At 72.8% G+C, this 23,092-nt stretch carries 24 protein-coding genes; 12 read left to right on the forward strand and 12 right to left on the reverse strand.

Translation table 11 applies throughout. The annotated features are described in order from the left end of the window. Nucleotides 1-342 precede the first annotated feature (342 nt). Complete coding sequence (locus PSQ21_RS18050; RefSeq protein WP_274031567.1) at nt 343-1,077, forward strand: discoidin domain-containing protein; 735 nt, start codon at nt 343-345, stop codon at nt 1,075-1,077. Between the two features lie 96 nt (nt 1,078-1,173). Here PSQ21_RS18050 and PSQ21_RS18055 read toward each other — a convergent pair whose 3' ends face one another. After that, a complete protein-coding gene (locus PSQ21_RS18055) occupies nt 1,174-2,427 on the reverse strand; it encodes an RNA polymerase sigma factor (RefSeq protein WP_274031569.1) in 1,254 nt (417 codons plus the stop codon). 20 nt (nt 2,428-2,447) lie between these two features. Further along, nucleotides 2,448-2,858 (reverse strand): YciI family protein, encoded by a 411-nt coding sequence (locus PSQ21_RS18060; RefSeq protein ID WP_274031570.1) that lies wholly within the window; start codon nt 2,856-2,858, stop codon nt 2,448-2,450. A gap of 297 nt (nt 2,859-3,155) precedes the next feature. Here PSQ21_RS18060 and cbiE point away from each other — a divergent pair, with 297 nt between their 5' ends. Both cbiE and cobM read left to right on the forward strand, forming a co-directional pair. Further along, nucleotides 3,156-4,454, forward strand: a complete 1,299-nt coding sequence (gene cbiE / locus PSQ21_RS18065) for a precorrin-6y C5,15-methyltransferase (decarboxylating) subunit CbiE (RefSeq protein WP_274031572.1) — start codon at nt 3,156-3,158, stop codon at nt 4,452-4,454. After that, nucleotides 4,451-5,200: a precorrin-4 C(11)-methyltransferase gene (gene cobM, locus PSQ21_RS18070; RefSeq protein WP_097868351.1), complete on the forward strand. Its 750-nt coding sequence runs from the start codon at nt 4,451-4,453 to the stop codon at nt 5,198-5,200. The genes cbiE and cobM overlap by 4 nt, the downstream gene beginning before the upstream one ends. Before the next feature lie 13 nt (nt 5,201-5,213). Here the strand turns inward: cobM and PSQ21_RS18075 are convergent, their stop codons facing one another. Then, nucleotides 5,214-5,777 carry a YrhB domain-containing protein gene (locus PSQ21_RS18075; protein ID WP_274031573.1) on the reverse strand — a complete coding sequence of 188 codons (564 nt, stop codon included), beginning with the start codon at nt 5,775-5,777 and terminating at the stop codon, nt 5,214-5,216. Between the two features lie 242 nt (nt 5,778-6,019). On the opposite strand from PSQ21_RS18075, the gene PSQ21_RS18080 reads away from it, so the two are divergent. Next, on the forward strand, nt 6,020-7,207 hold the full coding sequence (locus PSQ21_RS18080) for a hypothetical protein (protein ID WP_274031574.1): 1,188 nt from the start codon (nt 6,020-6,022) through the stop codon (nt 7,205-7,207). Between the two features lie 86 nt (nt 7,208-7,293). Here the strand turns inward: PSQ21_RS18080 and PSQ21_RS18085 are convergent, their stop codons facing one another. The 3 genes from PSQ21_RS18085 to PSQ21_RS18095 all read right to left on the reverse strand — a co-directional run bounded on the left by PSQ21_RS18085 (nt 7,294) and on the right by PSQ21_RS18095 (nt 10,026). Further along, nucleotides 7,294-8,751 carry a flotillin family protein gene (locus PSQ21_RS18085; protein WP_274031575.1) on the reverse strand — a complete coding sequence of 486 codons (1,458 nt, stop codon included), beginning with the start codon at nt 8,749-8,751 and terminating at the stop codon, nt 7,294-7,296. A gap of 142 nt (nt 8,752-8,893) precedes the next feature. Continuing rightward, the gene (locus PSQ21_RS18090) at nt 8,894-9,403 is read right to left on the reverse strand and encodes a hypothetical protein (RefSeq protein WP_274031577.1); all 510 of its coding nucleotides are present in this window, start codon (nt 9,401-9,403) and stop codon (nt 8,894-8,896) included. Nucleotides 9,404-9,540: 137 nt separating this feature from the next. After that, nucleotides 9,541-10,026 (reverse strand): peroxiredoxin, encoded by a 486-nt coding sequence (locus PSQ21_RS18095; protein WP_274031578.1) that lies wholly within the window; start codon nt 10,024-10,026, stop codon nt 9,541-9,543. A gap of 195 nt (nt 10,027-10,221) precedes the next feature. Here PSQ21_RS18095 and PSQ21_RS18100 point away from each other — a divergent pair, with 195 nt between their 5' ends. Further along, complete coding sequence (locus tag PSQ21_RS18100; protein WP_274031579.1) at nt 10,222-10,974, forward strand: alpha/beta fold hydrolase; 753 nt, start codon at nt 10,222-10,224, stop codon at nt 10,972-10,974. A 42-nt stretch (nt 10,975-11,016) separates the two neighbouring features. Further along, nucleotides 11,017-12,786, forward strand: coding sequence for a SpoIIE family protein phosphatase (locus PSQ21_RS18105; RefSeq protein ID WP_274031580.1), 1,770 nt, complete (start codon nt 11,017-11,019; stop codon nt 12,784-12,786). 33 nt (nt 12,787-12,819) lie between these two features. Here the strand turns inward: PSQ21_RS18105 and PSQ21_RS18110 are convergent, their stop codons facing one another. The 5 genes from PSQ21_RS18110 to PSQ21_RS18130 form a co-directional block, all read right to left on the reverse strand. Next, entirely contained in the window at nt 12,820-13,065 is a 246-nt protein-coding gene (locus PSQ21_RS18110) for a hypothetical protein (protein ID WP_274031582.1), read from the reverse strand. Nucleotides 13,066-13,159: 94 nt separating this feature from the next. Beyond that, the gene (locus tag PSQ21_RS18115) at nt 13,160-13,777 is read right to left on the reverse strand and encodes a hypothetical protein (protein ID WP_274031583.1); all 618 of its coding nucleotides are present in this window, start codon (nt 13,775-13,777) and stop codon (nt 13,160-13,162) included. Between the two features lie 30 nt (nt 13,778-13,807). Next, nucleotides 13,808-15,079 carry an MAB_1171c family putative transporter gene (locus PSQ21_RS18120; RefSeq protein WP_274031584.1) on the reverse strand — a complete coding sequence of 424 codons (1,272 nt, stop codon included), beginning with the start codon at nt 15,077-15,079 and terminating at the stop codon, nt 13,808-13,810. Between the two features lie 65 nt (nt 15,080-15,144). Continuing rightward, the gene (locus PSQ21_RS18125; protein WP_274031585.1) at nt 15,145-15,732 is read right to left on the reverse strand and encodes a toxin; all 588 of its coding nucleotides are present in this window, start codon (nt 15,730-15,732) and stop codon (nt 15,145-15,147) included. 10 nt (nt 15,733-15,742) lie between these two features. Next, entirely contained in the window at nt 15,743-16,273 is a 531-nt protein-coding gene (locus tag PSQ21_RS18130; protein WP_274031586.1) for a hypothetical protein, read from the reverse strand. 438 nt (nt 16,274-16,711) lie between these two features. Here PSQ21_RS18130 and PSQ21_RS18135 point away from each other — a divergent pair, with 438 nt between their 5' ends. From PSQ21_RS18135 to PSQ21_RS18155, 5 genes are all read left to right on the forward strand, one after another. After that, on the forward strand, nt 16,712-17,059 hold the full coding sequence (locus tag PSQ21_RS18135; protein WP_097868340.1) for a MerR family transcriptional regulator: 348 nt from the start codon (nt 16,712-16,714) through the stop codon (nt 17,057-17,059). 337 nt (nt 17,060-17,396) lie between these two features. After that, on the forward strand, nt 17,397-17,600 hold the full coding sequence (locus PSQ21_RS18140; RefSeq protein ID WP_015609674.1) for a cold-shock protein: 204 nt from the start codon (nt 17,397-17,399) through the stop codon (nt 17,598-17,600). Between the two features lie 245 nt (nt 17,601-17,845). Further along, the gene (locus tag PSQ21_RS18145; RefSeq protein WP_274031587.1) at nt 17,846-19,423 is read left to right on the forward strand and encodes a DEAD/DEAH box helicase; all 1,578 of its coding nucleotides are present in this window, start codon (nt 17,846-17,848) and stop codon (nt 19,421-19,423) included. A 151-nt stretch (nt 19,424-19,574) separates the two neighbouring features. Then, entirely contained in the window at nt 19,575-19,937 is a 363-nt protein-coding gene (locus PSQ21_RS18150) for an SCO5918 family protein (RefSeq protein WP_056702005.1), read from the forward strand. 64 nt (nt 19,938-20,001) lie between these two features. Continuing rightward, nucleotides 20,002-20,202: a hypothetical protein gene (locus tag PSQ21_RS18155; RefSeq protein WP_274031589.1), complete on the forward strand. Its 201-nt coding sequence runs from the start codon at nt 20,002-20,004 to the stop codon at nt 20,200-20,202. A 58-nt stretch (nt 20,203-20,260) separates the two neighbouring features. Here the strand turns inward: PSQ21_RS18155 and PSQ21_RS18160 are convergent, their stop codons facing one another. Then, nucleotides 20,261-21,346: an acyltransferase family protein gene (locus PSQ21_RS18160; RefSeq protein WP_274031590.1), complete on the reverse strand. Its 1,086-nt coding sequence runs from the start codon at nt 21,344-21,346 to the stop codon at nt 20,261-20,263. Between the two features lie 183 nt (nt 21,347-21,529). Between PSQ21_RS18160 and PSQ21_RS18165 the strand changes: the two genes are divergently transcribed. Further along, nucleotides 21,530-23,050 carry an alpha/beta hydrolase gene (locus PSQ21_RS18165; RefSeq protein WP_274031591.1) on the forward strand — a complete coding sequence of 507 codons (1,521 nt, stop codon included), beginning with the start codon at nt 21,530-21,532 and terminating at the stop codon, nt 23,048-23,050. Nucleotides 23,051-23,092: the final 42 nt, after the last annotated feature.

A 23,092-nucleotide genomic window follows, 5' to 3' on the forward strand; every position in this document is an offset into this window, starting at 1 on the left:
CCGCCTGCCCCGAACGCGCCCGCCCCGGGTACTCCACCGGCTCCGCGGACACCCCCCGCTCCCCCTCACACCGCACCGCCCGCGAGGTCTGCACCGCCCGCACCGCCCGCTCCGCCCTTCGTGACGCCGCCGGCGCCCGCCCCCGTGGCGTCACCCGCGCCCATGCCCGTAACAGCACCGCTGCCGCCGGCGTCCGCGACGCGCCCCGTGCCGCCGGCGCCCCCGGAGGCAGCGGCCCCCCGGCGGCCGGGCGAGGGCCCGCCCGGTCCGGCTCCCGGGCCCGACGCGTGGCCGGACGCCGGGCCAGGGCCTGCCGAGCCGTCCCGCCCGGAACCCGTCGGTGTGCCGGTCGTCTGCCCCAACTGCCGTACGGAGAACGCCCCGGGCCGCACGCTGTGCGTCCGCTGCGCCCTGCTGCTGGACCCGGGGCCCGCTCCCGAGGGCCGGCTGCCGTGGTGGCGGCGGATCCTGCGCCGCAGGCCCCGGCAGACGCGCGTGGCGGGGGCGCGACCCCGGCGCGGATGGCGGCGGCCGAGGGTCGGGCTGCCCATCGTGCTGATCCTGCTGGCGGTGGGGGTGTGGTTCGCGCTGCCGCATCTCTCGGGCCTGTTCGGCTTCGCCAAGGAGGAGACCGGGACCCCGGAGTCCGTGCCGCCCGCCGTCTGCCGGGGCTCCAGCGAGGCGGGCGGCCACCCGGCGGCTGCGGCGTTCGACGGGTTCAACAACCGTTACTGGGCACCGGAGAAGCCCGGCGAGGGGGTCGGGGAGTACCTGGAGTGCGACTTCGCGCAGCCGGTGCGGATGATGAAGATCGTGGTGTTCTCCGGGACGTCGGCGCGCCAGAACGAGTTCCTGACGCAGGGCCGCCCGGCGCGGCTCACGGTGGAGCTGACGTCGAAGGACGGGGAGAGGACCGAGCGGACGATCCGGCTGCGCGACCAGGCGGGCCAGCAGACTTTCGACGTACGGGGTTCGGACACGGTCAAGGCCCGGCTCACCGTCGGGTCGGCGTACGGCTCGGGGAAGGACCGGCGGACGGCGGTCGCGGAGATCGAGTTCTTCGGGCGGCGGGAGTGAACAGTCCTACGGCGGCGGGAGCGAACGGTGCTACGGAGGAGGGACTGAACGGCCCTACGGTGGCGGGGGTGAACGGTCCTACGGGGGTGGCGCTCGTCACGGCTTCAGCCGGTCCGCGCGCATGCGCAGATAGCGGGCCTCGGGTTCGCTGAGCGTGCCGTCGGCGGCCGCGCGGTAGGCGGCGCGGGCGGCGTCCGGTTCCCCGGCCCGCTCCAGGAGATGCCCGCGTACGGCGTCCAGGCGGAAGCGCGGCTCCACCGCCCCCGCCAGGGCGTCGACCGCCGCCAGCCCCGCCCGGGGGCCGTGCACCATGGCCACGGCGACCGCCCGGCCCAACGCGGCGGCGGGGTCGGGGGTGCGCCGCACGAGGAGGTCGTAGAGGGCGAGGATCTGCGGCCAGTCGGTGTCCTCCGCGCGCTCCGCCTCGTCGTGGAGGGCGGCGATGGCGGCCTGGAGCTGGTAGTCCCCGGCCGGGCCCTGGGTGAGTGCCTCCTCGGCCAGTGCGGTGCCTTCCGCGATGGCCGTACGGTCCCAGAGCGCCCGGTCCTGTGCGTCGAGCGGGATCAGGCCGCCGTCGGGCCCGGTGCGCGCCGGGGTGCGCGCCTCGGTGAGGACCATCAGCGCCAGCAGCCCGGTCACGCGCCCCTCGTGCGGCAGCAGCCGGCGGACGGCCCGGGTCAGCCGGATCGCCTCGCGCGCCAGGTCCGTGCGGGTGAGGTCGGGACCGGCGGTGGCGGTGTAACCCTCGTTGAAGATCAGGTAGAGGACCTGGAGCGCGGCGCCGAGCCGCTGGTCGAGGTCCTGGGCGTCCGGCCGCCGGAACCTCGTACCGCGCACCGTCCGCTTTGCCCGGCTGATCCGCTGCGCCATCGTCGCCTCCGGCACCAGATGGGCGCGGGCGATCTCCGCCGTGGTGAGACCGCCGACCGCGCGGAGGGTGAGCGCGATCTGGGCGGCGGGGGAGAGCGCGGGGTGGCAGCAGAGGAAGAGCAGGGTGAGGGTGTCGTCCTCGGAGGGGGCCCGGCCCGGGCCGGAGGGGTCTTCCCCGGGCGGCGGCGCGACGAACGCGTCCGCGGGGGTGAGGGCCGCCGACGTCTCCTCCCGCCTGCGACGGGCCTCGTCGCTGCGGAGCCGGTCGGTGAGGCGGCGGGAGGCGACCCGGATCAGCCAGCCGCGCGGGTTGTCGGGGACCCCGTCCCGGGGCCACTGTTCGGCGGCCGCGATGAGGGCCTCCTGTACGGAGTCCTCGGCGGGGTCGAAGTGCCCGTACCGGCGCACGAGCGCGCCGAGGACCTGCGGCGCGTGGCGGCGCAGCAGGTCCTCGATGATGACGTCGGCCCTACGGTCCATCCGTGTCCCAGGGTGTCGTGTCAGTCGTCGATCCCGCCGTCGACGGGCCGGATGAGCACCGGGTAGTCGGGCGCCCCGGCCGGCTGCGGACAGCGTGCCACGCGGGTCGCGATCTCGGTCACCCGTTCCAGGCTCTCGCAGTCGAGCACCCAGAACCCGGCGAGCAGCTCCTTGGTCTCGCTGTACGGCCCGTCCGAGATCACCGGGCGGCCTTCGGCGTCGAGGCTGACGGCCCGGCCCGAGGCGGGCTCCCGCAGCCCGTAGCCGGTGACCAGCTCGCCCGACTCGGCGAGGTCGTCGTTGATGCTGCCCATGTAGGCGAACATCTCCCGCATGGCCTTCTCGTCCCAGGCCGGACTGTCCGCGTTCCCCTTGCCGGTCTGCGCGTCGTAGTCCGCCTGGCTGCCCTGGACCATCACCAGATACTTCATGACCGTCGCCTCCTGGTCGCTCGATCGATCGTGGTCGTTCTTCCTCCTACACAGGGGACGTCGGGGCCGGTGCGGGGTTCTCGACACCACGCGCGAAGTTTCTTCCGGATTCACCCGCTGGAGGGGGCGGGCGGCGAGGTTCAGTAAAGTTCGGCAGCGTTGCCCCACGCCTCACCCTCCGTCCCCTACGCCCACCTCGTCCTCTTCCTCACCCCTTCCCCACGCCCCTCCCCACGCCCCTCCCCACGCCCCTCCTCCCTCCTCCTCCTCCCTCCTCCTCCGAACGAGGTCCCGACCGTGTCTGCCGCCCCTGCCCCTGCCGCTCCCCCGCACCCCGCCGTCTGCGTCGTGGGGATCGGCGCGGACGGCTGGCACGGGCTGTCCGGTACGGCGCGGGAGGCGCTGTGCGCGGCGGAGGTGCTGATCGGCGGGGCGCGCCAGCTGGACCTGCTGCCGCCGGAGTGCGCCGGTGCCCGGGTGAGCTGGCCGTCCCCGCTGAGGCCGGCCGTCCCCCGGCTGCTCGCGGAGCACCGGGAGCGCCGGATCGCGGTGCTGGCCAGCGGAGACCCGATGTTCTACGGCATCGGGCGCGCGCTGGCGGAGGAGCTGGGCCCGGAGGGGCTGCACGTGCTGCCGCACCCGTCGTCCGTCTCGTACGCCTGCGCGCGCCTCGGCTGGCCGCTGGAGGACACCGAGGTCGTGACGCTGGTGGGCCGGCCGGCGGCACGCCTGGCGGCGTCGCTGTACGAGGGTCGTCGGCTGCTGGTCCTGAGCGCGGACGCGAGCACGCCCGCCACGGTCGCCACGCTGCTCACGGCCCACGGCTTCGGCCCCAGCCGGCTGCGGGTGCTGGAGCAGCTGGGCGCCGAGGACGAGGCGTACGTGGACGGCTTGGCCGAGACGTGGGAGCAGCCCCCGGGGGACCGTCTGAACGTCATCGCGATCGACTGCCGGGCGGCGGCGGACGCGCTGCGGCTCGGCACGGTCCCGGGCCTCCCGGACGAGGCGTACGAGCACGACGGCCAGCTCACCAAGCGCCACGTCCGGGCCGCGACGCTGGGAGCGCTGGCGCCCGCGCCGGGAGAGCTGCTCTGGGACGTGGGCGGCGGCTCCGGCTCGATCGCGATCGAGTGGCTGCGGGCGCACCCGTCCTGCCGGGCGGTGAGCGTGGAGCGGGGCCCGGCACGGGCCGAGCGGATCGCCCGCAACGCGGAACGCCTGGGCGTCCCGGCCCTGGAGGTCGTCACCGGCCCGGCACCGGCAGCGCTGGCCGGACTGGAGGCGCCGGACGCGGTGTTCATCGGCGGCGGCCTGACCGCGCCGGGCCTGCTCGACGCGTGCTGGGAGGCGTTGCGGCCGGGGGGCCGGCTGGTCGCGAACACGGTGACGCTGGAGTCGGAGGCGCTGCTGGCCGGGTGGCACAAGGCGCACGGCGGCGAGCTGGTGCGCCTGGCGGTGGCCCACGCCGTCCCGGTCGGCGGCTTCACCGGCTGGCGCCAGGCCATGCCCGTAACGCAGTGGTCGGTTGTCAAGCCCCGGCCGGTCATCAAGCCCTCGGGCTCCGGGGCACGTTCGTACAAGGGAGATCGATCATGACGGTGTACTTCATCGGCGCGGGCCCCGGCGCGGCCGACCTGATCACGGTGCGCGGCGCGCGGATCCTCGCCGCCAGCCCGGTCTGCCTGTACGCGGGCAGCCTGGTCCCGGTGGAGCTGCTGGCCGAGTGCCCGGAGGGCGCCCGCCTGGTCGACACGGCGAACCTGGACATCGAGCAGATCACCGCCGAGCTGGTCCGGGCCCATACGGACGGCCACGACGTGGCGAGGCTGCACTCGGGCGACCCGTCGGTGTTCAGCGCGGTGAACGAACAGATGAAGCGCCTGGACGAGGCGGGGGTCCCGTACGAAGTGGTCCCCGGCGTCCCCGCGTTCGCGGCGGCGGCAGCGGCGTTGAAGCGCGAGCTGACGGTCCCGACGGTCGGCCAGACGGTGATCCTGACCCGTATCGCGCAGCGCGCCACGGCGATGCCGGAGGGCGAGGACCTGGCGACGCTGGGCCGCAGCGGCGCACTGATCGTGCTGCATCTGGCGGCGCGGTACGTGGACCGGGTGGTGGCAGAACTGCTGCCGCACTACGGGGCGGACTGCCCGACGGCGGTGGTGGCGATGGCGTCCCGCCCGGACGAGATCATTCTGCGCGGCCCGCTGGACTCGATCGCCGAGCAGGTGAAGGCGGCGGGGGTGATCCGGACGGCGGTCATCATGGTGGGCCGGACGCTGGGCGCGGAGCAGTTCCGGGACAGCCACCTGTACGCCGTTGGGCGGGACCGGGGGGAGTGCTGACGACGACGGCCCGCTATGGACCGTGCTCGGCTCCGCGGATCGTCGTGACGGACAGGAACGGGTCGGTCGGCGGCACCAGTTCTCCGGTCGCGACTTCTGCGAGGTGCGCCGGAGCGTCTCCGCGTTGCAAGGCGGTCACGTACTCGACGGTCTGGGCGAGGGAGAGCGCCGGCACGCTGCGGCGCAGGGTGTGCATGGCGTGGATCCTTCCCCGCGCCTCGGCCACCGCCCGGACCTCGTCGTGCAGTTCGTCCACCGCCGTCCGCGTGGCCTGTCCGCGAATCCGGGACCGGTAGTCCGCCTCCCACGCGTCGGTCACTGAGGCGACGACCCCGATCCAGTGCAGGCTTCCGTCGACGCGGTCGACGAGGTACGGCCCGTTCCCGGCCAGCATGAGGTTCGGATCCCGGGTGCGCAGATACTCCTCGGAGGTCCAGAAGACGATCCACACCAGCTCGTGCCGCTCCACGTCCGACACGGCCATGCGCATCGGGTTCAGCCCAGCCGACAACTGCCGTTGGTAGTCGCGTTCCAGCTCTTCCTCAACGGTCCGAACCGCGGCATCTCGCTCGATCACCCGGTCAGCATCCCGTAGGGACTTCGACGTCGGCCACCAGGTTTTCCGCCCGCTTCGACGGGCGGCCGTATCCCCGTTCGGGTGGATCTTGAGCCGATGGTCCACCGCGAACTGCGCCCTGCGGTAGCGTGATTGCGTTATCACGCTCTGTGTGCACCCGCGCATGGGGCGGCCCCCGGTGGTGTTCGTCGCACCGAGCCGAGGGCCTTCACCCAACGAGTGGAACCAGGAGTCCACGCAGGATGCTTTGGCATGCTATCGCGCCGTCTCGGCGCTACACGAAGGCTTCGCACGATGTCGTGCGTCATCCGCGTCTGTGCAGTGACGCGAAGGTTCTGATTCTCTACGTTCAGGGGTTGCCGGACGGCGGCACGGATCTGGCGTTGTCCGAGCATGCCCGGAATCTGGGTATCAAGGGGCGGGCGTTCCAGCGGGCCAAGGAGCAGTTGGTCCTGTGCGGGTTCGTGCATGAGCGGCGGGTCTGCGGGGACCGGGGGCGTTGGGTCACTCAGCAGGTGTTCGCCAACGTGCCGATGGCCGAGGGGGACGTCCTGGCGCTGTGGTGCGACGCGGGTATCGGCGTCGGTGTCGGTGTCGCCTCGTCTCCGAGTACGCGGTTTCCGACCGTCGGTCAGCCGGGGCCCCGGACGGCCGGTCATCAACTACCGGTGGACGAAGAACGGGAGAAGAACTTTCCCCACCCACCCACCGAAACCCCGGACGCGGACGCGGAAGTGCCTGTGGCACCGCTGACGGCTGAAGAGGCGGAGGCCGAGCGGGTGTTGTTGTCGCTGCGGCACGTGAGCCGTGGTCTCCGCCTCGGTGTCGCCGAGGCTCGTTCGCTCATCGCGCAGACGGTGGAGTGGCTGCGGCGCGGGGTCTCCGGCGGCGAACTGCGACAGGTGCTGAGCAGCAACCTGCCGCACGACGGAGTCCGGTGCGCCGTGGGGTTCCTGCGGCACCGGCTGGAGCAGAAACTGCCCGAAGCCGCCATCCCCGCACGCCCCGACGCCGAGCCGCAGCGTCCGCCCTCGGACCCACCGCCCCCGCCCCCGCCCGCCGTACCCCGGTACGTCGCGCCCCTCGTCACCTGCGCCGGGCCCGGGGCCGAACACGTCTTCCGTTCCATGGCCGGGGAAACCGAGTGCCCCGACTGCCAGCAGGCCGCCGCCTGGGCCCGCTGGGCCGAGCACCGTATCGCCGACCTCGGGGGCGACGCCGATGACTGGCAGGCGCAGGAGCGGCTCGGCGGGTGGCGGGGGCGGTTGGCCGCGGCCACTGCCGCTGCCGCCGCCCGGCAGGCGAAGGCGCAGGCAGATGCGGACGCCGATGCGGGCACGGACATGGACGCGGACGCGGACACCGATGCGGACGCGGACGCGGACGTGACCGTGCCCGGCGGCGAACCAGTCGCTGCCGGGCACGGATAACAGGCCCTGATGCGGCCTCGGATAACAGGCACTGATGCGGCCTCGGATAACAGGCACTGATGCGGCCTCGGCAGAGGCCTCGCGCGTCAGCCCTTGATCTCGATCTCACCGTTCTTCGAGGTCGAGGAGCCCGTCTCCTGGGCGTCCGGCGTGGCGGGAGCGGGCACCGTGCTCCCGACGCGGTCCTTCAGGTTCTGGAGGAGGGACGTCATGTCCACCCCCGTCGTCGAGGTCAGCAACTCCATGCCCTGCGCGACGTTGTCGGTCACCGTGCGGGCCAGCTGGCTCGCGCCGTCCGTGGAGATGACCGTCATCTTGTCGATGGCGCTCAGCGGCTCGGAGGCCTTCGCCACGACGTTCGGGAGGACCTCGACCAGCATCTGGAGGACGGCCGCGTCGCCGTACTGCGCGAACGCGTCGGCCTTCTTCTGCATGGCCTCCGCCTCGGCCGCACCCTTGGCGGCGATCGCCGCGGCGTCCGCCTCACCCTCGATGCGGACCGCGTCGGCCAGCGCCGAACGGTGCAGCTTCTCGCCCTGACCGGTCAGACGCGAACGCTCCGCGTCGGCCTCGGCCTCCTTGACCTGGGCGATGCGGCGGGCCTCCGCCTCCTGCTCGGCCTGGTAGCGGGCGGCGTCCGCGGGCTTACGGACCTTCGTGTCCAGCTCGCGGTCGGTCAGCGCGGCCTGGCGCTCGGCGACCTTCTCCTGCTCCTGGAGGACTTCCTGCTGCCGTGCGGCCTCGGCGAGCGGACCGGCGGCGTTGGCCTTGGCGGCGGCGGCTTCCGTCTCGGCCTTGATCTCGGCCTGCTTCAGGTAGTACGTCCGCTCGGCGATGGCGATCTCCTCGGCCGCCTTCAGCCGGGCCTGCTCCGAGGCGCGCTTCGCGATGGCCTCGGCGATGTCCGCCTCCTGCTTGGCGCGGGCGGCCTCCGGGCGGCCGAGGTCCTCCAGGTAGGAGCCCTCGGTGGTGATGTCCTGGATCTGGAAGGCGTCCAGGATCAGGCCCTGGCCGGAGAGGCTGGCCTCGGCCTCCTCCGCGACCTGCCCGGCGAACGCGGCCCGGTCCCGGATGATGTCCTCGACCGACATACGGCCGACGATCGCGCGGAGCGCGCCGGAGAGCACCTCCTGGGTGAAGCCGACGATGCCTTCCTGCTGCTGGAGGAAGCGCTGGGCCGCGGCGCGGATCGCGTCCTCGCTGCCGCCGACCTTGACGATCGCGACGCCTTCGAGGTTCGACTTGACGCCGCGCAGCGTCACCGCGCCGCGCACGGCGATCGGGATGTGCCGGCTGGACAGGTCCAGGGTGAACTTCTGCTGGACGAACGGCACGACGAAGACGCCGCCGCCCACGACGACCTTCTGGCCGCTGTTGTCGATGCTGGTCTGTCCGGTGACCGGATCCGTCGACTTCTTGCCGCGGCGGCCGGTGATGATGAACGCCTCGCTGGGTCCGGCCACCTTGTAGCGCGTGATGACGACGAGGCCGAGCAGAACGAGGAGTACGACGATGCCGATGACGGCGATGACTACTGGACTCATGGGATGTGTCCCCCCTGCCTCCCGTGGGGGACGGCAGATTGTTGTGTAACTGGGCGGTGCGGTGGAGTTGTCGGTTGCGGTGGATGCGTGACGGGCGGGTGCGTGAGGGTGGGTACGGGGGAGAGGCCCGGTGGCCGCGTGGTCAGCGCTCCACCGGGCGGACCGCGACCGACGTGGTCGACAGCGCCTCTTCCACCCAGATCTCGGTTCCGCGCGCGACGGGCGTGGCCGACTTGGCCGCGTACTTCACGGGCTGGCCTCCCAGCCGCAGCAGCACCTCGCCGTAACCGTCGGCCGGGATGGCCGTCACGACGGACCCCGAGGTGCCGATCAGGTCGGTTCCACGCGGGGTGGTGTGCGTCTGGTCGCGCATCAGGGCCTTGCTGAGCTTCCAGGTGAGCCATCCCGCCACGAGGCCGGCGGCGACGCCGACGACGGTGGCCAGAAACGTTCCCGCGCCCGTCGAGCCGAGCACGACGGCCCCGCCGAAGCCGAACATCGAGATGAAGCCGGCGATCACCGGAAGCGAGAGCAGCCCGTCGAAGAGGCCGTCGAGAACACCGTCGAGGAGTCCTTCGAGGACCCCGCCGAAGATCAGGGAGAGCGCGAGCAGCACGATCCCCGCAATGCCGAGACCGAGAAAGATGGTCACGCGATCACTCCCCTGCCGCTGCTGCCCCTGTGGCCCCTGTGGCTCCTGTGGTCGACTTCCCCCGAGCGTTTTCCGTCGATCTGGCTGGATGATCCCATACAGCACCTCCTTCGGTCACTGCCGGGTTCCGGCAATCTTTATGCGTCTTTGATGCCGGACAGCCGGTCCGTGAGCGTGCTGAGCGACTGGAACGTCGCACCGAGCAGGGCCACGTGCTTCCAGCGCAGGACCCCGTCCGGGCCGATGAGGAAGACCGCCCGCCGCACCCCGATGCCCGGCGCGGAGACCCCGTACGCCCTGGCGGCCTCCCGGCCCTCGTCGGCCAGCAGCGGCATGCGCAGACCGAAGGAGCGGGCGAACGACTCGTGGCTGTCCACACCCTGTGGACTGATTCCCCAGACATCGGCGTCGAAGCCCTCGAAGGCCTCCATGCCCGAGGAGTACGAGCACAACTGCTTCGTGCAGACGCTGGTGTTGTCCCCGGGGTAGAACGCCAGCACCACGGACCGGCCGCGGGCGGACGACAGCCGGTAGTCGGCGCGCTCGAAGGCGTCGCCCGACAGGACTCCGCCCGGGAGAGTGAAGTCCGGTGCGGCGCTGCCGAGTTGAGGGCCTGGTGCCATGGGAGGCTCCTTCGCTGTCGTATACGGGGATGGCGCTGAGGGCACGGTTGGTTCCGCGACCGTGACCGTACAGTGGACGCACTCCGCCTCCGTCGCGCCGTCGGCCCGGCGGTCCGTACGCCCATCCGCAGCGGCCCCGGCACCGAATACGGGGCGAGGGGGCAGCCCGCTCCGCACCCGGACCTGGAGGTACGCGTGGCCCAACGACCGCCGTCGGCAGCGGTTCTCGTCCTGCACGGGGGCCGCGAGACCGGTACGGAACCCCCGCCGTCGGGTCTGCTGAATCTGCCCGGCACCCGGATGCGCCCCTTCGTCCGGGCCCTCGCGCGGGCCACCCGCGCGGCCGGCGAGGACGTCCTCGTGACACAGGTGCGGTACGCCCACCGGGGCTGGAACGGCAGTCGCGCGGACCCCTTCCACGACGCCGTGGGCGCCCTCGACGCGCTGCGGGAGGAAGCGGGCGATGAGCTGCCGGTGGTGCTCCTGGGCCACTCCATGGGCGCGCGCGCCGCCCTCCGCGCCGCCGGGCACCCCTTGGTGCGGGGCGTCGTCGGGCTCGCCCCCTGGTGTCCCCCGGGAGACCCGGTCACCCAGCTCGCGGGCCGTGACGTCGTCCTCGTCCACAGCAACCGGGACCGGATGACCAGCCCCCAGGCCACCCAGTCCCTCACCGCCCGGGCCCGTCGCGCCGGAGCCCGTAGCTGCATGGTCACCGTCCGGGGCGGCGACCACGCCATGATCCGCCGGGCCGCCGCCTGGCACCGGCTCACCACCGCGCTGGTCACCGGACTTCTCGGTTCCGGCAGTCTGCCGGGCCGGGTCGGCGAGGCCCTCGGCCTGCCGCCCACCGCCGAGGCCACCGAGGGCACCCTCGACCTGGACGCCGATCTCGTCGGCCCCGGCCCCGGCCCCGGCCCGTATCCGGACCGGACGGGCGCCCCGCGCTGACCGGCCGCGCTGCGGATGCGGTACGGGAGCGGGCGGCCGACGATGGAGAACCGGGAGCCCGACCCGACGACGGGAGGCACGTCCTTGCAGGCCGACACGTGTGACGACGGCATGCCGTCGTTCTTCGACCCGAAGACCGTCGCGGCCCTGTTCGACGGGCATCCGGCCGCCGTCGCCATCCTCGACCACGATCTCCGCTACACCTACGTCAACCCGTCCCTCGAACGGATCAACGGCCTCCCCGCCGACTCCCACATCGGGCGGACGATCTCCCAGACGCTGCCAGGGCTGCGCGGCCAGGCCTCCCTCCTGCGTGCCGTCCTGGCCGACGGGAAGCCTCGCGAGGAGACGATTCAGGGGCAGACCTGGGCGGTGGACGAGACGGCCGACGAGCGGTTCTGGCGCGCCACGTACAGCCGTCTGGACTGGGGCGGGGCGGCCTGCGGCCTGATGGCGATCGTCGTCGAGATCACCGACGTCACCCGTCAGCGCGAGGAGCTGGAGGAGGCGCGCGGCCATGTCACCCTGCTGAGCACCGCCGCCGTCCGCATCGGCACGACGCTCGACATGGACACCACCTGTCGCGAACTCACCGCGTTCGTGGTGCCCGACTTCGCCGACGTCGCGGCGGTCGACGTGTTCCCGGCAGAGGTGGGGCACGCCGTACGCCGCCCGGAGCCCGGCGTCGTACGGCTCCGGCGGGCAGCCCTGCGGGGCGACGGCGACCTCGACGAGCAGGTGCAGCGGTTCGGCCACCCCGGGGAGTACGTCGACTTCGCGGCGGACTCCGCGGTGACCCGCTGCCTGGCGGAGAACGAGCCGGTCCTCGACCACTGGGAGGACCGCGGCACGGGGCGCAGCGCCGTCACCGCTGACCGGATCACCGCCTCCCGGGCGCTCGGGCTGCGCGAGGCGCTCGTCGTCCCGCTCACCGCCCGCAGCCGGCCGCTCGGGACCCTCACCCTCGTCCGGGCGGACGGCTCACCCCCCTTCAGCGACCGGGACGTGGCGGTCGCCCGCGAGATCGCCGTCCGCGCGGGCGTCGACCTCGACCACGCCCGTCGCTACGACCACGAGCACAGCATCGCCCGCGAACTCCAGCGCTCCCTGCTCTCCGAGCCCCGGGGACCCCACCCGCACGTCGAGATCGCCACCCGGTACCGCCCCGCCGACGAGGGCGTCCTCGTCGGCGGCGACTGGTTCGACGTCGTGCCGCTCCAGGACGGCCGGCACCTCAAGGCGATGGGCGACGTGATGGGCCACGGGGTGGAGGCGGCCGTCGCGATGAGCCAGTACCGCTCCCTGCTGCGGCTGCTGGCGGGGGAGGACCTGCCGCCCCACCAGATCCTGGAGCAGCTCGACACCATGGTGGAGCGGTCGGGCGTGGACCGGGCGGCGACCTGTCTGCTCGCCGTCGTCGACCGGTTCGGCGGGGTGTGCGAGGTGGCCAGCGCGGGCCATCTGCCCCCGGTCTTCATCGACCCGGGGGCCGCCGGGGCCCGGGTCGTGCCCGTGCCGGTGGGGCCGCCGCTCGGCACCGGGTTCGGCGGCTACCGGACCGCGTCCGTGCCCTGCGGCCCCGGGACCGTGCTGTTCATGTACACCGACGGCCTGGTGGAGCGCCGGGGTGAGGACATCGACGTGTCCGTGGGGCGGCTGGCGTCGCTGACCCTTCCGAGCGGCGGGCATCTGGAGGACCTGTTGGACCAGGTGCTGGACCGGTTCGGCGAGGACGCGGAGGACGACATCGCCGTACTGGCCTCCCGGATCCGCGAGGGCCCGCCGGTGGTGCGGCCGACCCCGCCGGAGTGACGGAGGGGCGGCCCCCCGCGCGGGGGCCGCCGCTCACGCCGCTTCCGGTTTCTCCTGCCGCCGGCCGCGCAGCTGCCGCAGTACGAGGGCGGCCGAGGTGATCAGCGGGAGCAGCCCCGCCACCGCGTCCGCGGTGTTCAGCTTGTCGTGCGCGCCCTTGGCCCGGCGGACCTGCTTGGACGCCCTGATGACCGCGAGCACGCTGCTGCCCAGGCTCAGCACGAGCCCGGCCTTGCCGCCGCGCGGGCCCTTGGCGGGCGCGGACCGGTTCTTCGCCATCGGAGGTACCTCCAGCCTGCGGACCGCCCCGTTCTCGGGGCGCCCTCCCCGTACACGTAACCGGGTGTCCGCCGCCCCCGCAAACCGGCCGCCCTCAGACGAACGCGTACGCCACCGTCGTCGCCGCGCCCAGGCCCGCGCCCGCCACGGTCTGGGTGACGGTGTGGTAGCCGAGGGCGACCCGGGACCAGCAGACCGCGCAGGTCAGCGCGTACGCGGCGAGCCACCAGGGGGAGTGCGTGACGGCGAGGAGGGAGACGGACGCCGAGGCCACCGCCGAGTCGACCGAGATCTTCCACACCGTGTTGACGGCCAGCAGGCCGACCGTCATCACCCACAGCGCGAGCATCGCGACGAGAATGCCGCGGGGCGCGTCGCCCAGCACCATCACCAGCGAGCCGGCGCCGATCGAGCCCAGGATCACGAAGAAGATCGGGGCCCGCTTGGTGCGGTCCACCACATGGCGGTCGCCCCAGGTGCCGCGCCCGCGCTCCCACTCGATGTACCCCGCCGGGATCAGCCCGGCGCAGAGCGCCCCGAGGAAGCCCCAGAGCAGCCCCGTCCAGTCGCCGCCCGCCGCCGCGAGGCCGATGGCGAGCATGCCCGCCAGCAGGACGTTGCGCGGCTGGAGGACGTCGGTGACGGTGCGCGCCACGGAGGTCGTGCGGGCGGAGGCGGTGGGGATCCCCTCGCCGGTCGTGGTGCCGGTCATGCGTTCGTCTCCGTCATGCGCTTGTCTCCGTCATGCGTTCGTCTCCGTCGTGCGGGTGGTTTCGGCCGTCGCGGCCGCGAGGACCGCGCGGGCGCGCTCCTCGCCGACCGTCCGGTACGCGGCGGCGACCCGGACCAGCCGGGCCACCTCGCCGTCCTGGTCCGCCGCGTGCTGGGCGGCGACCGTCGCGGCTCCCCCGGCGGGCGCGCCGGAGGCCTTGGCGAGCAGGGCGGCGCGGATCCAGTAGGCGTCCGTGAGGGACTCGGCCCGGCGCGGGTCGTCCGTGTCGCGGGCGGCGGCCCGTCCGGCGGCGGCGAGGAGCGCGTCGGGCACGTAGTGGCGCAGCTTCTCGGCCGCGTCCGCGATGTCGGCGGCCCAGCGGTCCACCCGCAGGTCGGCCGGGACGTTGAACCGGGTCAGCTCGCGGGTCAGGGAGGCGGGCGGGTCGAACGGCTGGTCCGGGAACGCGGCCATCAGCTCGTACCAGAGGGCGTGCAGCCGGACCTGGGCACGCCACAGCCGGGCGCGGCGGGCGCCGGCCGCGAAGGCGGGGACGGACGCGCCGAGGGCGAAGAAGGCGAACAGCACCAGCTGCGCGGCCTCGGTGACCTGGTCGAACCGGAGGGCGAACGCCTCGCTCGGCTCGTCCACCACACTGATCCAGAGGAACAGGGTGCGGCTGACGGTGTAGCCGACGCCGATGATCATCGCGAACGTCATCATCCCGAGCCCGATGCGCAGATGGCGCCGCCGGGCGTCGAGGGTGGCCAGCGCCCACTGGAAGGCGCACACGGCGGACGCGGCCCCGAGGTAGAGGTAGAAGACGCTCATGTAGAGCGTGGCGCCCCCCTCCCCGGCGTGGTCGGAGACGAAGCGGTCCGAGGGCTCGGAGCGGTCGACGACGGTGAAGAAGAGGACGGTCAGCAGGATCAGCGTGGCGACGGAGGCCTTGGCCGCCAGCTTCTGCACGAGCCGCGCGAACCGTACGTGGCGGGGGACGGCGCCCGCTTCGGGGTAGCTGCCGTAGATGGCCACGATGTAGCTGAGGATGGCCAGAATTGCCACCGTGGCGGTGTAGTGCTTGATGAGGACGGCGAGATCGGTGACGGCACTGTTGTTGAGACCGATGCGCACCGCCTCGGTCTTGGTCCACAGCGCGACGGCGAATCCGGCGTAGCAGCCCCACAGGGCGCGCCGTCTGCGGTCCTCCTCGTCGCCCCACAGGGCAGCGGGCATACGCCACAGGGCAACGGCCGTCATCAGGCCGGCTATCAGGTAGCCGGCGAGATCGAGGGGGGTCACGGCGGTGTTCGTCCTCGGGGTCGGGAGCGCGGGGCGGGGGCCCGCGAGTGGGCCGGTGGCACGTGTCAGGCGTCGCCGGACCGTCGTCCGGGAAAGAGGCCGCGCCGTCGGTGGGCCACCGGGCGGGACAGGGAGTTGTCCAGCCGCCCCACCATGTCATCGGTGGTGAGGTCCCGCGCCATCCGGGGGATCAGGGAGGCACCGAATTCGGCCATGCGTTCGTCGTGGGTCGCGTACTGCGCACGGGCCTGGACGGTGCCGCCGCCGGAGGCGAAGGCCGCGGCGGCGGCCGGGGAGATCATCCGGGCGATCAGCGAGGTGTCGAAGACCGGGAGGAGCGCGCGGAGCTGTTCCGCGTCGAGCGTCGTCCCGTGGTCGAACCACTCGTGGCACAGCTCGTGCAGGATCACGTGCTGGGTCTGGTAGGCGGTCGGCCTGCGGCGGTAGAGGACGAGGCTGGTGCCGCCCGACTTCAGGCGCAGCCCGCAGGCGGCGTTGACGCGGGCGAGGCGGTCCGGCATCTCGTGCAGCCGGATCGTGCGCCCGCTCGCCTCCTCCATGTTCGCGACGAGCTTGTCCAGCGTGAAGGGAACCGGGATGGGCAGGTCGGCGAGCCCGGCCTCGCACTCTTTCCGCAGTTTCCGCAGGGACATGGCCAAGACGCTACGCTGCCGGGCCCGCCGGGTGGTGGTGCACGGCGGAATCGTTGCCACCGCTTTGCCCTTCCGGGCCGTCCTTCTCCCGGGCCGCGTCCTCCAGCAGGGACAGGGCGAACCGCAGCAGCTCCGGCGGGAGCCCGTCGTCGTCCAGGCCCCGGCCGGCCAGGCCGCTGATCTCCCCGGTGCGCCGCTTGGCCAGGAACTGGAGTCCGGCGACGACGTCGTCGACGACCTCGGACTCCTCCTTGAAGAAGCGCCAGTCGACGCCGAACCCCAGGCCGAGGGCTTTGAGGATGTCCTCGGACGGCTGGGTGACCTTGCCGGCCAGGATGTTGGAGAAGTAGCTGTGCGACAGCGAGCCGCCGCGGTCGCGGACCAGCTCGGCGAAGACCCGGCCCGAGATCTTCTGTCCGGGGAAGGTCTTCTCGACCATGTACTCGACCTTTTCCCGCAGCGAGCCGAAGCGGGGAAGCTCGTCCGGACCGGGGGGTTCGACGGTTTCGGGACCGCGTTCGCCGCCGTCGTCCATGGCCATCCGGGCCTCCACGATCACCTCGGAGTCGGAACTGAGCTTGCGTAAACACTCTACGTCACTGTTAACTCGAAAAAACACGGGCAGGGGACCACGAGGGGAGTCCCCTGCCCGTGAATGACCGTGTGCCCCGCGGCGCCCGGAGCGGCCTCCGGACAGGGGTGTAGCCCTTCACGACGGGGGATGCGTGAAGGGCTACGCGTGCATTATGGCCCCGCGGTCCTCCCGACGACAACTGACCGGTCGGTCAGTGATCTGCGGCGGCGGATCCGCCGTGCCCTTCCCGGCGGCCCAAAACTGTTCCGGCCGCGATAGACATGGCCTGCCCGGGCGTTTAGGGTTTCTTGTGCAGTCACGTGAACCAGTGGTACGCAGCGGAGGCGCACCCCGCAGGCGTACGGCGCCCGGCTCCTCCGGTCGCGCGTGACGGAAGAGGTGCAGATGCCCCCGGAGACCCCCTCGCACGCCATCGACCGGCTCGACGACGACGATTACCCCGCCTACACGATGGGGCGAGCCGCCGAGATGATCGGTGCGACGCCGGGGTTCCTCCGGGCCATCGGCGAGGCCCGGCTGATCACCCCGCTGCGGTCCGAGGGCGGACACCGCCGCTACTCCCGCTACCAGTTGCGCATCGCCGCCCGCGCCCGGGACCTGGTCGACGCCGGCACGCCCATCGAGGCCGCCTGCCGCATCGTCATCCTGGAGGACCAGCTGGAGGAGGCGCTGCGCCTCAACGAGGAGCTGCGCGACCGGTCCGCCCGCACCGGCGGTCCCGCCGGGCGCTGACGGCCGCCGGGCGTGGGATGCGCCGGCTCCGCGCGGCCCCGGAAAATATCTGCATTCGTCAGCACAGAATTTCGCGCAATGCGCGATGAGGCTTTTCTCTTCCCGATCTGTTCCGACACGGCCGGTGATATTAGGCACCTGCCTCTCCCGGTCCCCTCGTGCTAGTGTTGATCTCAGTTGCAGTTGTGGTTCCCAAAAACTTCAAGTGTTCTTGCCGGTCGGATGTCGGCGAGCACGCTTTTGTATTTCCGGTGTTCTTCCGGACGGGGTAATCATCGCGGCGACGTGGGGCCCGCACAGTGTGGGCCCGCGGGCTCTGCCCCTAAGGAGATATGACATGGCTACTGGCACCGTGAAGTGGTTCAACGCGGAAAAGGGCTTCGGCTTCATCGAGCAGGACGGCGGCGGCGCCGACGTCTTCGCCCACTACAGCAACATCGCCGCCTCCGGCTTCCGTGAGCTGCAGGAGGGCCAGAAGGTGAACTTCGACGTCACGCAGGGCCAGAAGGGCCCGCAGGCCGAGAACATCACCCCCGCCTGATCACTCAGGCAGTACTGCGCAGCTGGGGCCCGCACCTTGGGGTGCGGGCCCCGGCTCGTTGTCGTTTCCGGGGCCCGCTCTGCGCGCCCCTCGACGAAGCCGCGTCCGGTGCATTGTTTCCCGGCGGCCGGGCTTCGTTTTCTTTTGTCATTTCATCGGCTCGTTCTTGCGATTCTGGGTGCCGTTCACGGTCGCTTCCCGAAAAAGAATCCCTCGATACGTGCCCCATCGAGGAAAGGTTCCAGATGAACCGCGAACGCACGCCCCGCTCGAACGACCGTTTTTCCCGCACCCGCTCCGGCGGCGGTGCCCCCCGTTTCTCCGGTGGTGGCGGCGAGCGCCGCGCCGCGGGCTTCGGCGGCGGACCCAAGCGCTCCGGTGGTTCCGGCGGCTCCGGCCGGTCCGGTGGATACGGCCGCCGCTCCGCCTCCGGCGTCAAGGGCGAGTTCGCCCTGCCGGTGACCGTCACCCCCGCCCTCCCCGCCGCCGAGACCTTCGGCGAGCTGGAGATGCCCGCACCGCTGAAGGCGGCGCTGGTCGCCGAGGGCATGACCGTGCCCTTCCCGATCCAGGCGGCCACCCTGCCGAACTCGCTGGCCGGCCGGGACGTCCTGGGCCGGGGCCGCACCGGCTCGGGCAAGACGCTCGCCTTCGGCCTCGCGCTGCTGGCCCGCACCGCCGGCCGCCGCGCCGACGCCAAGCGCCCGCTCGCGCTGGTCCTCGTCCCCACCCGGGAGCTGGCCCAGCAGGTCACCGACGCGCTCACCCCGTACGCCCGGTCGCTGAAGCTGCGCATCGCCACCGTGGTCGGCGGCATGTCCATCGGCCGCCAGGCCAGCGCGCTGCGCGGCGGCTCCGAGGTCGTCGTCGCGACGCCGGGCCGTCTCAAGGACCTGATCGAGCGCGGCGACTGCCGGCTGGACCGCGTCACCATCACGGTCCTCGACGAGGCCGACCAGATGGCCGACATGGGCTTCATGCCGCAGGTCACCGAGCTGCTGGACCAGGTGACCCCGGACGGGCAGCGGATGCTCTTCTCGGCCACCCTGGACCGCAACGTCGACCTGCTGGTGCGGACCTACCTGAAGGACCCGGTCGTGCACTCCGTCGACCCGTCCGCCGGCGCCGTCACGACGATGGAGCACCACGTCCTGTATGTCCAGGGCGCGGACAAGTACGCCACCACGACGGAGATCGCGGCCCGCGACGGCCGCGTGATCATGTTCCTGGACACCAAGCACGCGGTGGACAAGCTCACCGACCACCTGCTGCACAGCGGGGTCCGGGCGGCGGCGCTGCACGGGGGCAAGTCCCAGCCGCAGCGCACCCGTACCCTGGAGCGCTTCAAGACCGGGCACGTCACGGTGCTGGTCGCCACCAACGTCGCGGCGCGCGGCATCCACGTCGACAACCTCGACCTGGTCGTCAACGTGGACCCGCCGAGCGACCACAAGGACTACCTGCACCGCGGCGGCCGTACCGCCCGCGCCGGTGAGTCCGGCAGCGTCGTCACGCTGGTGCTGCCGAACCAGCGCCGCGAGATGACCCGGCTGATGGCGGACGCCGGGATCACCCCGCAGATCGCCCAGGTCCGCTCCGGCGAGGCCGAGCTGAGCCGGATCACCGGTGCGCAGGCCCCCTCCGGCGTCCCGGTCGTCATCTCCGCCCCGGCCAAGGAGCGCGGCAGCAGCCGAGGCGGCGCGTTCATGGGCCGCGGCACCAAGCGCGGCGGCGGGGCTCCGGCCCGGGGCCGTCGTCCCGGCGTGCCGACGCCCGAGGCCCGTGCCGCCGCGGCGCAGCGCCGGAACAACCGCGCCGCGTGACCGATCGGTGAGGCCGGCTGTGCGCCGCCGGCCTCACCGCACGCCCGGCGATCCCTCCCGGCGCGTGCACCGGGCCCCGTGTCCGGGCTCCGGTACGTCCCCTCCGTGCACTCGACACGTCCTCCGTGCACTCGACCCCTGTTGAGGAACCATGCGCTGTGTCATCGCCCGCTTCCCGTTCGATCTGTTCAAGAACGAGGTGGAGGACTCGATGAAGGGCATCAAGCCCGAACCCGTCACGGGCGACGCGGTGGTCATCAGCCGCCGGGTCTACCCCGTCAAGCAGGTGGGTGAGGTCATCACCCGGCAGGACCGCCGGGACTTCAGCTCCGCCGAGGTGGTCCGGGCGCTGTCCAAGCTGGGCTTCACCTGCCGTACCGCCGAGTCGGCCGTGCCCGCGCCGGCCCCCGCCCGTACCCCGCTGGAGACGGCCTCCGCCCTCCTGGGCACCCCGGCGGAGGCGCGGAGCGAGGCTCCCGGAGCGGTGTCCGCGCCCCGGGCCGACGGGGTCTGAGACCCGCTCGCCGGCCCCGCGACGCCGTCTTCGGGGGTCGCGGGGGCGTGCGATGATCCCCGCCATGATGAGGAAGCTGACCGTGCTGGGCGTGACCGTGGTGGCGTCCCTGCTGCCCGCCACCGCCGCGTACGCCGACGAGACGCACACCGACGCTCACAACGGCCCGCAGGTGGCCCTGATCTCGACGGGCCAGATCGACGATCCGCTGGAGGACGTGCTGGAGCACGTCGCGGTCCTCGGCCACAACATCATCGTGGACTGACCTCCTCCGGACCCACCAGGAACCTCCAGCCCCCGCGTGCCCCCGGCCGCTCGGCGTCTCAGGACGCGCGGGCGGCCGGTGGTTTCTGCCGGGCCCACTCCATGCGCGGCTCCAGCAGCGGACGCAGCAGCCACCGGACCGGGGGCGTGCACAGGAGCGTCATGATGACGACCGCGCCCAGGGTGACGGCGACCGTGCCCATCGTGGTGTCGAAGAACGGGTCGTCGTAGAAGCCGCCGTACTTCAGGCCCCGGACGACGAAGCCGTGGAGCAGATACCCGTACAGCGTGCAGGTGCCGAGCGTGGTCATCCAGCTGAGCCCCCGGGGCACCCAGGCGAGGAAGCACACGCCCAGCACGATCGCGGCCACGAACAGCAGGACCGTGGTGGTCGGGCCGGTCCACTCGGAGACGCTCAGCACCTCGGTGCTGTTCTTCCGGAAGAACCACGACGTCGAGGTCCGGGGCACCAGCCAGTACGCCAGCAGCATCCCGGCCACGAACACCGGCACCGAGGCGACCCGCACCCAGGTGGAGCGGAGAGCCACGAAGTGCTCCGGGCGCAGCCGCAGGCCGAGGACGTAGAACGGCAGGAACTGCAGGATGCGCTGGATCTGGAGACTTCCGTCGGCGGCCGGTGACACCGTCGCCAGGGCGGCGATGGCGAGGGAGACCAGCACCGGGAAGCGCACGGTCTGCCACAGCGGGGTGGACAGCCGCCAGAGGAACAGGGCGGGCAGGAACCACAGCAGCCAGTAGGGCTCCAGCGGGGAGAGGGCGTAGTCCGGCTCGCGTGCCGCCCGCTCGAAGAGCGTGTACAGGCCTTCGAGCAGGACGTAGGGCACCAGCAGGCTGGTGACCAGCTTCCACACCCGGTCCGGCCGCAGCTCGAAGTTCCGCGAGAAGTAGCCCGCTATCAGGATGAACACCGGCATGTGGAACGTGTAGACGAAGGTGTACGCGGCCTCCACGAGGCGGCCGGGGGGCAGGGGCTCCCACGCGTGTCCGATCGCCACGAGCACGATCGCCAGGTACTTCGCGTTGTCGAAGAACGGGTCGCGGCCGACGGAGGGTGGCTTTCCGGTCGCCGGGGCGCCGGCAGCGGCGGTGGGGCGCGGCTGCTCGGAGGTGAGGGGGGAAGGCATCCTGACACCCTAGAACGCGGAGGCGTTCCCTCCAGTCGTTGTGCCCTTCGTCACTCCGCGCCGGGCCGGTGCGGGTGCGGAGGGTGATCAGGGGGCTTCCGGGAGTGATCCGGGGGGTGTCCCCACCCCGGTCCACCGGGCTCCCGTATGGGCAGCGCGCTCCGGCCCGACAAGGCTGTGTCCATGACTACGTGGAGCCGAAAGGCCTTACTTCTCACCGTCTCCGCCGCCGCGGCGGCCGGCACGCTGACCGCTGTCGGCGCGCCCGTGGCGCACAGCCGCCCGGCGGGCGCCGCCGCACCCCCGCTCAGCTGGAGGGCCTGCGACCCGATCCCGGGGACGCCCGTCCCCGACGGGCAGCAGTGCGCGACGCTCCGCGTTCCCCTCGACTACCGCGCTCCCGGCGGGCGCACCGTCGACCTGGCGGTCACCCGGCTGCGCACCGACCGGCCCGAGGCGCGGCGCGGGGCCCTGCTGGTGCTCGCCGGCGGCCCCGGCGGTTCGGGGGTGCAGCGCCTCGCGCAGAAGGGCGAGGCGCTGCGGGCCGCCACCGAGGGGGCCTACGACCTGGTCAGCCTGGACCCGCGCGGGGTCGGCGGCTCCACCCGGGCCGGCTGCGGGATTCCCGAGGCCGACCGGCACCTGGTGACGCTGCGCGCCTGGCCCGCGGCGGACGGGTCGATCGCGGAGAACGCCGAACGCGCCCGCCGCACCGCCGCGTCGTGCGCCCGCGACGGCGGCCCGGTGGTGCGGTCCTTCAGCACGCGGAACCAGGCCCGCGACATGGACCGGCTGCGCGCCGCGCTGGGCGAGCGGAAGCTGTCGGTCTGGGCGCACTCGTACGGCAGTTACGCCGGGGCCGTGTACGCGCAGGAGCACCCGGACCGCGTCGACCGGCTGGTCCTGGACAGCGTCGGCGACCCGGACCCGGCGCGGGTGGCGTACGGCTGGATGGCGAACGTGGGACCGGCCGTCGCCCTCCGCTTCCCCGACTTCGCGGCCTGGGCGGCGGACCCCGCCCGCGAGGCGGAGGGGCTCCGGCTGGCCCGCCGCGCCGAGGACGTGGAGCCGCTGTTCCTGGCCCTGGCCCGGGAGCTGGACCACCACCCGAAGGAGTCGGCGACCCCCGGCGTACCGCTGACCGGGAACCGGCTGCGGCAGGCGCTCCAGAACGCTCTGATGAGCGACAGGACGTTCGCCCCGCTGGCCCGGCTGATCCGGTCGGCGCGGGACCCGGAGGCCCGCCCGGTGCTGCCGCCGGAGCTGGCGGGCGCGATGCCGGACGAGGACGCGTCCCTGACGATGGCCGTGGTCTGCAACGACGTGCGCTGGCCGGGGCCGGATTCCGGGTACGCCCGCCAGGTCGCCGCCGACCGGGCGCGGTACCCGCTGACGGCCGGGATGCCCAGGAACATCTCCCCGTGCGCCTACTGGAAGTACGAGGAGGAGCCGAGGCCCACCCGGATGACCGACGAGGGCCCCTCGAACGTCCTGATGATCCAGAGCCTGCGCGACCCGGCGACCCCGTTGGCCGGGGCCCTGAAGATGCGGGCGGCGCTCGGCGAGCGGGCCAGGATGGTCACCGTCGAGCGGGGCGGGCACGGCATGTACCTGGGCAACGGCAACGCCTGCGGCGACCGGGTGGTCAGCGACTTCCTGGTGACGGGGAAGCGCCCCGCCAGGGATGCCCACTGCCCGGACTGAACCGGCGCCCGAAGGGGACAGAGGGTGTCATAGCGGCTGATT

It is taken from the genome of Streptomyces sp. MMBL 11-1 (genome assembly GCF_028622875.1).
Lineage (GTDB): Bacteria > Actinomycetota > Actinomycetes > Streptomycetales > Streptomycetaceae > Streptomyces.

Excerpts from the sequence above, each read along its gene's own strand:
- PSQ21_RS18145 (WP_274031587.1), top strand. The coding sequence starts at position 17,846 with ATGAACCGCGAACGCACGCCCCGCTCGAACGACCGTTTTTCCCGCACC.
- PSQ21_RS18150 (WP_056702005.1), top strand. The coding sequence starts at position 19,575 with ATGCGCTGTGTCATCGCCCGCTTCCCGTTCGATCTGTTCAAGAACGAG.
- PSQ21_RS18085 (WP_274031575.1), bottom strand. The coding sequence starts at position 8,751 with ATGAGTCCAGTAGTCATCGCCGTCATCGGCATCGTCGTACTCCTCGTT.
- PSQ21_RS18165 (WP_274031591.1), top strand. The coding sequence starts at position 21,530 with ATGACTACGTGGAGCCGAAAGGCCTTACTTCTCACCGTCTCCGCCGCC.
- PSQ21_RS18055 (WP_274031569.1), bottom strand. The coding sequence starts at position 2,427 with ATGGACCGTAGGGCCGACGTCATCATCGAGGACCTGCTGCGCCGCCAC.
- PSQ21_RS18115 (WP_274031583.1), bottom strand. The coding sequence starts at position 13,777 with ATGACCGGCACCACGACCGGCGAGGGGATCCCCACCGCCTCCGCCCGC.
- PSQ21_RS18135 (WP_097868340.1), top strand. The coding sequence starts at position 16,712 with ATGCCCCCGGAGACCCCCTCGCACGCCATCGACCGGCTCGACGACGAC.
- PSQ21_RS18155 (WP_274031589.1), top strand. The coding sequence starts at position 20,002 with ATGATGAGGAAGCTGACCGTGCTGGGCGTGACCGTGGTGGCGTCCCTG.
- PSQ21_RS18130 (WP_274031586.1), bottom strand. The coding sequence starts at position 16,273 with ATGGCCATGGACGACGGCGGCGAACGCGGTCCCGAAACCGTCGAACCC.
- cobM (WP_097868351.1), top strand. The coding sequence starts at position 4,451 with ATGACGGTGTACTTCATCGGCGCGGGCCCCGGCGCGGCCGACCTGATC.
- PSQ21_RS18095 (WP_274031578.1), bottom strand. The coding sequence starts at position 10,026 with ATGGCACCAGGCCCTCAACTCGGCAGCGCCGCACCGGACTTCACTCTC.
- PSQ21_RS18110 (WP_274031582.1), bottom strand. The coding sequence starts at position 13,065 with ATGGCGAAGAACCGGTCCGCGCCCGCCAAGGGCCCGCGCGGCGGCAAG.
- PSQ21_RS18125 (WP_274031585.1), bottom strand. The coding sequence starts at position 15,732 with ATGTCCCTGCGGAAACTGCGGAAAGAGTGCGAGGCCGGGCTCGCCGAC.
- PSQ21_RS18160 (WP_274031590.1), bottom strand. The coding sequence starts at position 21,346 with ATGCCTTCCCCCCTCACCTCCGAGCAGCCGCGCCCCACCGCCGCTGCC.
- PSQ21_RS18105 (WP_274031580.1), top strand. The coding sequence starts at position 11,017 with ATGGAGAACCGGGAGCCCGACCCGACGACGGGAGGCACGTCCTTGCAG.
- PSQ21_RS18080 (WP_274031574.1), top strand. The coding sequence starts at position 6,020 with ATGCTTTGGCATGCTATCGCGCCGTCTCGGCGCTACACGAAGGCTTCG.
- PSQ21_RS18060 (WP_274031570.1), bottom strand. The coding sequence starts at position 2,858 with ATGAAGTATCTGGTGATGGTCCAGGGCAGCCAGGCGGACTACGACGCG.
- PSQ21_RS18140 (WP_015609674.1), top strand. The coding sequence starts at position 17,397 with ATGGCTACTGGCACCGTGAAGTGGTTCAACGCGGAAAAGGGCTTCGGC.